This window comes from Streptomyces sp. NPDC007808 (assembly GCF_042868655.1).
In the GTDB taxonomy this organism is placed as follows: domain Bacteria; phylum Actinomycetota; class Actinomycetes; order Streptomycetales; family Streptomycetaceae; genus Streptomyces.
On record NZ_JBIAEQ010000019.1, the window covers coordinates 21,307 to 30,997 of the forward strand.

General features: G+C 69.7%; 7 protein-coding genes. 4 read left to right on the forward strand and 3 right to left on the reverse strand.

Going from position 1 to position 9,691, the window contains the following annotated elements; genetic code table 11:
• Window positions 1-139 precede the first annotated feature (139 nt).
• Window positions 140-1,117, forward strand: a complete 978-nt coding sequence (locus tag ACFYNL_RS39585) for a cation diffusion facilitator family transporter (protein WP_388813091.1) — start codon at window positions 140-142, stop codon at window positions 1,115-1,117.
• Between the two features lie 81 nt (window positions 1,118-1,198).
• On the opposite strand, the gene lepB is transcribed toward ACFYNL_RS39585, so the two are convergent.
• Complete coding sequence (gene lepB / locus ACFYNL_RS39590) at window positions 1,199-1,900, reverse strand: signal peptidase I (RefSeq protein ID WP_388813093.1); 702 nt, start codon at window positions 1,898-1,900, stop codon at window positions 1,199-1,201.
• A gap of 175 nt (window positions 1,901-2,075) precedes the next feature.
• On the reverse strand, window positions 2,076-4,274 hold the full coding sequence (locus tag ACFYNL_RS39595) for a fructose-specific PTS transporter subunit EIIC (RefSeq protein WP_388813095.1): 2,199 nt from the start codon (window positions 4,272-4,274) through the stop codon (window positions 2,076-2,078).
• A 494-nt stretch (window positions 4,275-4,768) separates the two neighbouring features.
• On the opposite strand from ACFYNL_RS39595, the gene ahcY reads away from it, so the two are divergent.
• A complete protein-coding gene (gene ahcY / locus ACFYNL_RS39600; RefSeq protein ID WP_388813098.1) occupies window positions 4,769-6,226 on the forward strand; it encodes an adenosylhomocysteinase in 1,458 nt (485 codons plus the stop codon).
• Window positions 6,227-6,515: 289 nt separating this feature from the next.
• The gene (locus ACFYNL_RS39605; RefSeq protein WP_388813100.1) at window positions 6,516-7,130 is read left to right on the forward strand and encodes a hypothetical protein; all 615 of its coding nucleotides are present in this window, start codon (window positions 6,516-6,518) and stop codon (window positions 7,128-7,130) included.
• Window positions 7,131-7,185: 55 nt separating this feature from the next.
• Here the strand turns inward: ACFYNL_RS39605 and ACFYNL_RS39610 are convergent, their stop codons facing one another.
• On the reverse strand, window positions 7,186-8,241 hold the full coding sequence (locus ACFYNL_RS39610) for an RDD family protein (RefSeq protein WP_388813103.1): 1,056 nt from the start codon (window positions 8,239-8,241) through the stop codon (window positions 7,186-7,188).
• Between the two features lie 130 nt (window positions 8,242-8,371).
• On the opposite strand from ACFYNL_RS39610, the gene ACFYNL_RS39615 reads away from it, so the two are divergent.
• Complete coding sequence (locus ACFYNL_RS39615) at window positions 8,372-9,379, forward strand: stage II sporulation protein M (protein WP_388813105.1); 1,008 nt, start codon at window positions 8,372-8,374, stop codon at window positions 9,377-9,379.
• Window positions 9,380-9,691 lie beyond the last annotated feature (312 nt).

The window sequence follows — 9,691 nt, forward strand, 5'->3', positions numbered from 1 at the left end:
GACCCGGCGCGCCAATGTCGGAGCGGGCTGCAACAATGGCCCACCGGCAAAGGACGGGCAAAGCCGATCGGGGGCCAGGCTTCCCCTTCGGCGGCGCCCGGGACGGCGTACGTACGAAGTCGAAGGGACAACGCGACACATGAGCGCGTCAGGCGGTACCAAGGCGATCGTGGCGGCACTCGCCGCCAACCTCGCGATCGCGGCATCGAAGTTCGTGGCGTTCGCGTTCAGCGGCTCGTCGTCGATGCTCGCCGAGGGCGTGCACTCGCTCGCGGACTCCGGCAACCAGGCCCTGCTGCTGGTCGGCGGCAAGAAGGCCCAGCGCGAGGCGACCCCCCAGCACCCCTTCGGCTACGGCCGCGAACGCTACATCTACGCCTTCCTCGTCTCGATCATCCTGTTCTCGGTCGGCGGCATGTTCGCCCTCTACGAGGGCTACGAGAAGATCAAGCACCCGCACGAGATCGAGCACTGGTACTGGCCGGTGGGCGTCCTCGTCTTCGCGATCATCGCCGAGACCTTCTCCTTCCGCACGGCCATCAAGGAGTCGAACGTCCTGCGGGGCCGCAAGTCCTGGAAGGAGTTCGTCCGCCACGCCAAGGCCCCCGAGCTGCCCGTCGTGCTGCTGGAGGACCTCGGCGCGCTGGTCGGCCTGATCCTCGCCCTGGGCGGCGTCAGCCTGGCCCTGCTCACCGGTGACGGCGTCTGGGACGGCATCGGCACCATCTGCATCGGCGTCCTGCTCGTCCTGATCGCGGTCGTCCTGGCCATCGAGACCAAGTCGCTGCTGCTCGGCGAGTCCGCCGGCCTCGACGAGGTCAACAAGATCGAGGCCGCCGTCGTCGACGGTGAAGCGGTCACCCGCATCATCCACATGCGCACGCTGCACATCGGCCCCGAAGAGCTCCTGGTAGCCGCCAAGATCGCTGTCCGGCACGACGCCACGGCCGCCGAGATCGCCTCCGCCATCGACGCCGCCGAGTCCCGCATCCGCGAGGCCGTCCCGATCGCCCGCGTGATCTACCTCGAACCCGACATCTACAGCGAGGCCGACGCGGCCAAGGGCCCCGACCGCGAGGCGACGCCCGGGGGACCGATGCCCAGCGCCGGACACTGACGTCCCCCAAGCGGCGCTGTCCGCAACGGCCATGGGGCCCGCCGAGTCACTCGGCGGGCCCCATGGGCTTCGTGCACCTCCTCAGCCCTGCACCGCCCACGGCGGCGGAGGCGCCACCGCGGCCCGTGCCCGTCGCCGTACGACCACGGCGGCGATCCCCAGACCGACCCCGACCGGCACCAGCAGCACCCCGAGCACCATCGCGGTCCCGAGCACCGCGGGCACCGTCACGTCCTCGATCACACGTCCCCGGATCACCGACTCCGCAAGCGTCCCGCCCTGGTCGTCGAGGAAGGCCCGCGCGTCACGGGCGTTCGCACGATGGTCGCCCAGCATGAACAGCCGCCCCTCGGGAACCGACACGTCGTAGGAGGCCACGCCGAACCCACGGCTGTCCTCGGGGCTCTTCAGATACGGCTCCTGGAGCGGCCGTCCGTTGACAAGGACCCGCGTCTTCGCGCCCGCTCCCGTGCAGCACGTCACATGGTCGCCGCCCACGCCGATGACGCGCTCCATCACCAGCGCGTCGAAGCCGTACCGGTCCGGCGCCGAGAACACGACGACATCACCGCGCCGCACGTCGCTGCCGTCGATCCGCTCGTAGAAGATCCGGTCCCCCGGACCGTACGTCGGCGTCATGCTGTCGCTCGACACGACCGAACCACCGAAGGCGTACCGCGCGTAGGCGAGACCACCGAGCCCCGACAGCAGCCCCACCAGCCCCACCACGACGGCTGCGATCCCCAGTCCCCGCCCCTTGCCGGACATTGCGTACCCCCCCATGCGGCCCTTCCGCGGGCGCAGAGCTTAGCTGCCGTACATGACCGGACTGTGCGGGCCCGCGCCCGGCCCACCGCTGGCGGCCCTTGCCCACCGTTAGCGGCCCCTGGCCCACTGGACGCGGCCCTGGCCCACCGGACGCCGCCTCCGCCCACCGGAGGCGGCCTCGGCCCCGCTGCTACCCGACCTCGCGCAGCGCCCCGAGGACGGCGGACTCGTCCGGCGCGGCCAGCAGGCGCTCCCGGAACCCCGCGTCCGTCAGTCTCCGCGACAGCTGCGCCAGAATCCGCAGATGCTCGTCACCCGCGGCCGCCTCCGGTACGGCGATCATGAACACGAGCCGCGCCTTCGTACCGTCCGGCGAGCCCCACTCCACGCCCTGCGCCGACCGCGCGAAGCCGACGACCGGCGCGGTGACCGCATCCGTCTTGGCATGCGGAATCGCGATCTCCTCACCGAGCCCGGTCGTGCCCTGTGCCTCCCGCCGCAGCGCGCACGCCACCAGCTCGTCCAGGTCGGCGACCCGGCCGGTACGCGCCAGCAGCTCAGCCATCTCCCGGATCGCGGACACCTTGTCGGCCGCGTCGAGCCGGACCTTCACGGTCTGCAGGGTGAGACCACCCAAGAGAACCTCGTCCGCTCCGCTCCCGAGGACAGACGGAGCGCGGTCCACGCTCTCTTCGGCCTCTTCGAACTCCGCCGTCTCCGCCGTCTCCGGCGTCTCCGCCATCTCCGGCGTCTCCGCCATCTCCGTCCTCTCCCCGGGCCCCGCCGGCCCTGTCGACGTGGCCCCGGAGGACGCACCGGCCCCGACCGCCCCCGACTCGCGTACGGTCCCCCGCGCCACGACACCCCCGGCGCCCACCCCGACCAGCGCGGGCTCGGGGCCGGCCGCGCCGCCGCCGATGACAGGCTCCCCCCGCCGCCTGCGCTCACCGACGTCGACCAGGGCGACCGTGGCCAGCGCGGTGACGACCGAGCCGATGGCCACGGCCACGAAGAACATCGGTACGCCGCTCACCGCACCCAGGACCGCCACGATCGGGCCGCCGTGCGGCACCGCGTCCTCGACCCCGGCGACACCGGCGATGGCTCCGGCCACCGCGCCGCCCAGCATGTTGGCCGGGATGACCTGCGCGGGCCGCGCCGCGGCGAACGGGATCGCGCCCTCGGAGATCCCGAAGCACCCCATGAACAGCGAGGCGAGCCCTGTCTCCCGTTCCTGCTCGGTGTACAGCCGCCTCCGTATCAGCGTCGCCAGCCCCTGCCCCAACGGCATCACCGGGATCGCCGCCGCGCACATCCCCATGACCGTCTGGTTGCCGGTCGCGATGAGCCCCGCGCCGAAGAGGAACGCCGTCTTGTTGACCGGCCCGCCCATGTCGAACGCGATCATGAGCCCCAGGATCGCGCCGAGCAGGATCGCGCTGGTGCCCGTCATCCCGCTGAGCCAGTCGGTCAGATGCTCGAACACCCACGAGATCGGCTCGCCGATGACGTAGATGAAGAACAGCCCGAGCGCTGTCGTCGCCACGATCGGGATCACGATGATCGGCATGATCGGGCGCGCGAACTTCGGAACCCTGACCTTCTTGATCCACACCACCAGGTACCCGGCGAGGAACCCGGTCACGATCGCCCCGATGAACCCGGCCCCCGCCTTGGAGCCGTACAACTCGCCGGTGTTGGCGATCCAGCCACCGATCATGCCGGGCACGAGGGCGGGCCGGTCCCCGATGGCATACGCGATGTATCCGGACAGGATCGGCACCATCAGCGTGAACCCGATGACACCGATGTTGTTCACATCCATCCAGAAGGAGTCCTTCGGGATGACCAGACCGCCCGACGGGTCGGTGTGCCCGCCGAGCGAGAGCGAGATCGCGATCAGCAGCCCGCCGACCACGACGAACGGAATCATGTAACTGACCCCGTTCATCAGCGCCTTGTAGCCGACGCTCCGCTCCTTGCCGCCTCCGGCGGTGGAGGAGGACGTCGGAGCGCCGCCCGTCCCGTGCACCGGCGCCGACAACACCCGCTCGATCAGCTGCTCAGGGTGGCGAATGCCCTCGGCCACCCCGACGCTCAGGACCCGCTTGCCGACGAAACGGCTCAGGTCCACGTCCTTGTCCGCGGCGACGATGACACCGTCAGCGTGGTTGACATCGTTGTCATCGAGGATGTTTTCAGCCCCGATGGATCCCTGGGTCTCCACCTTCATGTCGATACAGCGGCTCTCGGCGGCCTGCGCGAGCTTCTCCGCCGCCATGTACGTGTGCGCGATGCCGGTCGGGCACGCGGTCACCGCGAGCAGCTTCAACCGCTGCCGCTCGCCACCGCCGCTGCCCGTGGGGGGAGGGCCGGCCGGACTGGTCACATCGATCTCCTCACGCCTTTGTCATGCGAACCGCCGTCCCGGGCGACCCGCAGGATCGATCAGTTGGTCAGATCTCCCGGGCATCCTGCACCACCTCGCCGCAGACTCAAAGACCAGAAGATCCGTGCAGATCCCGCTGGATTGCCTCCTGTCGACGGTTTGTTGGTGTCCTGTTATCGCTCCCGCCCCCCGTCCTCACACCAGGCCGTCACCAGACCCGTCGCCGCCGGGAGCGGCCGTCTTGATGGCGTGATCTGTTCGCAGGCGGACTGGGGGCGGCCGGGGGTCCCGGTGTAGCTTGGGACAGAGCCAGACGTCGCTGCTGATGGCGGTCGGGCGGTCCCGACACGGACCGACCGAGGGAGAGAGGGCCTCCGACGGACTGCGCTGCGCGTTACGCGGGCATGCCTGTGTCCTCTTCGGGCACCCCTGTGTCCGCCGCCGCGCAGACCAGCCGTACCCACCCTCGACCCAACCCCGAGGAGCAGCTCGCAATGACGACTGTCGAGAACCGACAGGACTTCAAGGTCGCCGACCTCTCCCTGGCCGAGTTCGGCCGCAAGGAGATCACCCTCGCCGAGCACGAGATGCCCGGCCTGATGGCGATCCGCAAGGAGTACGCCGAGGCCCAGCCGCTGGCCGGCGCCCGCATCACCGGCTCCCTGCACATGACCGTGCAGACCGCCGTCCTCATCGAGACCCTGGCCGCTCTCGGCGCCCAGGTCCGCTGGGCCTCCTGCAACATCTTCTCCACCCAGGACCACGCGGCCGCCGCCATCGCCGTCGGCCCGAACGGCACGCCGGACAACCCCCAGGGCATCCCGGTCTTCGCCTGGAAGGGCGAGACCCTGGAGGAGTACTGGTGGTGCACCGAGCAGGCGCTGACCTGGCCGGACAGCCCCACCGGCGGCCCGAACATGATCCTGGACGACGGCGGGGACGCCACCCTCCTCGTCCACAAGGGCGTCGAGTACGAGAAGGACGGCAAGGTCCCGGACGTCGACACCGCCGAGTCCGACGAGCACCGCGTCATCCTCGAACTCCTGCACCGCACCATCACGGACGGCTCGCAGAAGTGGACCCAGCTGGCCTCCGAGATCCGCGGCGTGACCGAGGAGACCACGACCGGCGTCCACCGGCTGTACGAGATGCAGCGCGACGGCACCCTCCTGTTCCCGGCGATCAACGTCAACGACGCCGTCACGAAGTCGAAGTTCGACAACAAGTACGGCTGCCGCCACTCCTTGATCGACGGCATCAACCGCGCCACCGACGTCCTCATCGGCGGCAAGACCGCGGTGGTCTGCGGCTACGGCGACGTGGGCAAGGGCTGCGCGGAGTCCCTGCGCGGACAGGGCGCCCGCGTGATCGTCACCGAGATCGACCCGATCTGCGCCCTGCAGGCGGCGATGGACGGCTACCAGGTCACGACCCTCGACGAGGTCATCGACAAGGCCGACATCTTCATCACCACGACCGGCAACAAGGACATCATCATGGCCTCGGACATGGCCAAGATGAAGCACCAGGCGATCGTGGGCAACATCGGCCACTTCGACAACGAGATCGACATGGCCGGCCTGGCCAAGATCCCGGGCATCGTCAAGGACGAGGTCAAGCCCCAGGTGCACACCTGGACCTTCCCTGACGGCAAGGTGATCATCGTCCTGTCCGAGGGCCGCCTGCTGAACCTGGGCAACGCCACCGGTCACCCGTCGTTCGTGATGTCCAACTCGTTCGCGGACCAGACGCTGGCCCAGATCGAGCTGTTCACCAAGCCCGACGCCTACCCGACCGGCGTGTACACGCTGCCCAAGCACCTCGACGAGAAGGTCGCCCGCCTCCACCTGGACGCGCTCGGCGTGAAGCTGACGACGCTCCGCCCCGAGCAGGCCGCCTACATCGGTGTCGAGGTCGAGGGCCCGTACAAGCCGGACCACTACCGCTACTGAGCCCAGCCAGGGCCGATCCGAGTCGCCGTGAGCCGCACCGCCCGAACGAACCGCTGGGCGGTACGCCTCACAAGGCAACCACCGGCCTGGGCCGGCGCTTCTTGGACGCCGGCAGGCGTGCGCGCTACGCACGGCAGCCTCCACTGAGGGCGCCCGTGCACTGGCGCGCAGCCCAGCAGCGAACCTCCGAGACAGGCCCCCGCACCCCCGTGTCGGGGGCCTGCCTCTTCGGCCACGCGGCTTCTCCAGCCGATAGGGCCGGATCAGCCCGTCAAGACCCAGGACCCCGATGCCCCGCGGCCGTTATTCGCTCCACGATCCGCACGATCACACCCCCCTCGCAGAAGAGCACTTCCACTGCGCCCCCGGCCCTTCCGGCTGGCGCTACGTCTCCCAGCTGACCACTCCCGCGGGCGACCACAGCGGCTCCGTCGACCTCGCCCTGGACGAACTCGGCCGCCCCATCCGCCTCGAACTCCACGCCGGCGGCTGGCAGGTACGCGGCGCCGCCCTGGACGGCGTCACCTGGGTCCGTACCGACCCCACCGGAGCTCAGGCCACGGAAGGCAATGTGCGCGCCCATGCCTTCACCGGGTCGTCCCCCGCGTTCCTCATCGCCACCACCCGTCTCCTGCGCCTCACCCCTTCCGCCTCCGCAACTCGCGTACGCCTCCTGGCCCTTACGGACCCGGTCCTGGCCCCGCGCACCGTGGACCAGTCCTGGGCTCTGGTGAACAGAGAAACACACGCCACTGACAACGGCCCTCTGACAGTGGACGAGTACCAGGTCACAGCCCTGGACACAGGTGAGCAGCACGCCGTGCACATCGCAGGCGACGTGGTCCTCGCCGCCCCCGGCGTCGAGCTGGAAAACCTGGAATCGCCACCGTCCACGTTCACTTGAGCGATGCGGGCACGACCGGGCCATCGGGCGGCCGCCGCCCAGGGACTGCGAAGCCTTACGCGGGCGGTACGAAGCCGGTGGCGGGCCGGTTGTCCGGTGGCGTGTCCTGCGGGGCTGCGGCGCGTGGAGGGGCCGGCGGCTGCTGAGCCGCCTCCTGCGGCACGGAAGGTCGCTCCCACTCCGTCCGACCCGCCGGCTGATCGCCCACCGGAGCCGCCGGCCCACTGTGTGGGTCCGTCAGCGGCGATGGAGACCCGGCCGCCACCACATGCTGTCCATATGCGTGCGGGGTCGGTGCTCCAGCCGCAGCCCCCGCACCGCTCACGGGACCCGCACCACCAGCGGCCCCGCCCGCAGCCACCCCGCCACCGAAAGCGCGCCTCGCCTCCCGGGCCTGCCGTTCCTGCAGAACGGCGGCCAGGAATGCCGCCGGCGGCACACCCTGCGGCGCCGGAGCACCGGTACGCGCGGCGACGTCCGTCGCGAGCCGCTCCGCCATGTTCCAGGCGACCTGGGGGTCGAGTTGCTGCATCCGCGTCAGGTACTGGCGGACGGCGAGCCACAGGTCATCGGGAACCGCCGACAGATCAAGCCCCGAGAACCGCCCGGCCAACCACGGCGGGGGCGGGGGAACCAACCCCGTGCGGGCGAGCGGCACCCTTTCCCGTACGACGAGAGTCCCCGCGAACACGTCACCGAGCCGCCGCCCGCGCGCGGACACCAGCGAAGCGATGACGGCGATGACGCCGAACGTCATCAGAATCTCGATCACACCGATGAGACCCCGCACCAACGCATGCCTGAACCGGATCGGACCGCCGTCGTCGCGCACCACACGCAGCCCGCACGCCAGCTTCCCGAGCGAGCGCCCATGGCTGAGCGTCTCGACCGCGATCGGCCCGCCGACGAGCAACAGAACGAACATCGCGATCGACAGCGCGGTCTGCGCCGCCTCGTCCAGCGAAGCGGTGGCGGCCATCACTCCAATGGTCACGGCGACATAGGCGACCACGGCCACTGTCAGATCCAACAACACGGCCAGCGCCCTGCTGGGCAGCTTCGCGGGGCGCAACTCCAGCGCCACCGCCTCACCCGTCACCAGCTCACTCACGCCGTACGTCCTTCCCCTGACCTGCCCCTGGAATGGCCAGTCTGCCAAGCTGAGGGCGCATCGCGTCGCAGTGCGACAAGCTGACATCCAAGACGAGTCGCCGACGAACAGCCGGGGAGCAGGAAAGCAGATGGACCTCGACGTCTTCGTCACCGCCCACCGTGCCGAATGGGACCGCCTCGAAACCCTGCTCGGGCGCCAGCGCCGCCTCACCGGCACAGAGGCCGACGAACTCGTCTCCCTCTACCAACGCACCGCCACCCACCTCTCCCTGATCCAGTCCAGCGCCCCCGACCCCCAGCTGACCGGCCGCCTCAGCCAACTGGTGGCACGCGCGCGCAGTGCCGTCACGGGCACACGCCGTGCCTCCTGGCGCGACGTGACGCGCTTCCTGGCTCACGGCTTCCCCGCAGCCGTCTACCGATCGCGCCACTGGTGGGTGCCTACGGCGCTCCTGTCCACCCTCGTCGCGGCACTCCTGGGCTGGTGGATAGGCACGCATCCCGAAGTACAGGCGACCATCGCGGCCCCCAGTGAACTGCGGGAGCTCACCCGCCCCGGCGGCCAGTACGAGACGTACTACTCAAGCCACCCCGCCGCCTCCTTCGCCGCCCAGGTGTGGACGAACAACGCCTGGGCCGCCGCCCTCTGCCTGATCCTGGGCGTCTTCCTGGGCCTGCCGGTGCTCTGGATCCTCTTCCAGAACATGCTCAACCTCGGCGTCGGCTTCGGCCTGATGTCGTCGGCAGGACGCCTGGACACCTTCCTCGGCCTCGTCCTGCCGCACGGGCTCCTCGAACTGACAGCGGTCTTCGTCGCCGCCGGCACCGGCCTGCGTCTCGGTTGGACACTCATCGACCCAGGCCCGCGCTCCCGACGCCACGCCCTAGCCGAAGAGGGACGTGCCGCCATCGGCATGGCGATAGGACTCGCCCTGGTCCTCTTCGTCTCCGGCGTCATCGAAGGCTTCGTCACTCCCTCGGGCCTGCCCACCTGGGCTCGCATCAGCATCGGTATCGCCGCTGAACTGGCCTTCCTGGCCTACGTCTATGTCCTGGGCGGCCGAGCTGCCCGCGCCGGAGAGACCGGCGACGTCGAGGAGGCCGAGCGCAGCGCCACGGTTCCCACGGCGGCCTGATGTGCGTATGGACCTGCTGAGCTGCTAGTCTCCTCTTCGCCCCGCAGGAGCCGTTGACACGGAACGTGTGGGGAGGTAGATTCGAACAGTTGCCTGGAAGTGGATGCAGTCCACCCGGGCCGAGCGAAAATCTATCTGCTTCGGCGGAACATTGATTCCCAAGAAGCCTCTCCCGATGAATCGGAAATTGAGCGGCTGGTCAGTCCGGCCCGAGAGTTCTGATAAAGTCGGAAGCGCCGGAAAGGGAAACGCGAGAGCGGGAACCTGGAAAGCACCGAGGAAATCGGATCGGAAAGATCTGATAGAGTCGGA

Bases quoted from the DNA above. Each gene is read 5' to 3' on its own strand.
- ahcY (WP_388813098.1), top strand. From the start codon at position 4,769: ATGACGACTGTCGAGAACCGACAGGACTTCAAGGTCGCCGACCTCTCC.
- ACFYNL_RS39605 (WP_388813100.1), top strand. From the start codon at position 6,516: ATGCCCCGCGGCCGTTATTCGCTCCACGATCCGCACGATCACACCCCC.
- ACFYNL_RS39615 (WP_388813105.1), top strand. From the start codon at position 8,372: ATGGACCTCGACGTCTTCGTCACCGCCCACCGTGCCGAATGGGACCGC.
- lepB (WP_388813093.1), bottom strand. From the start codon at position 1,900: ATGGGGGGGTACGCAATGTCCGGCAAGGGGCGGGGACTGGGGATCGCA.
- ACFYNL_RS39585 (WP_388813091.1), top strand. From the start codon at position 140: ATGAGCGCGTCAGGCGGTACCAAGGCGATCGTGGCGGCACTCGCCGCC.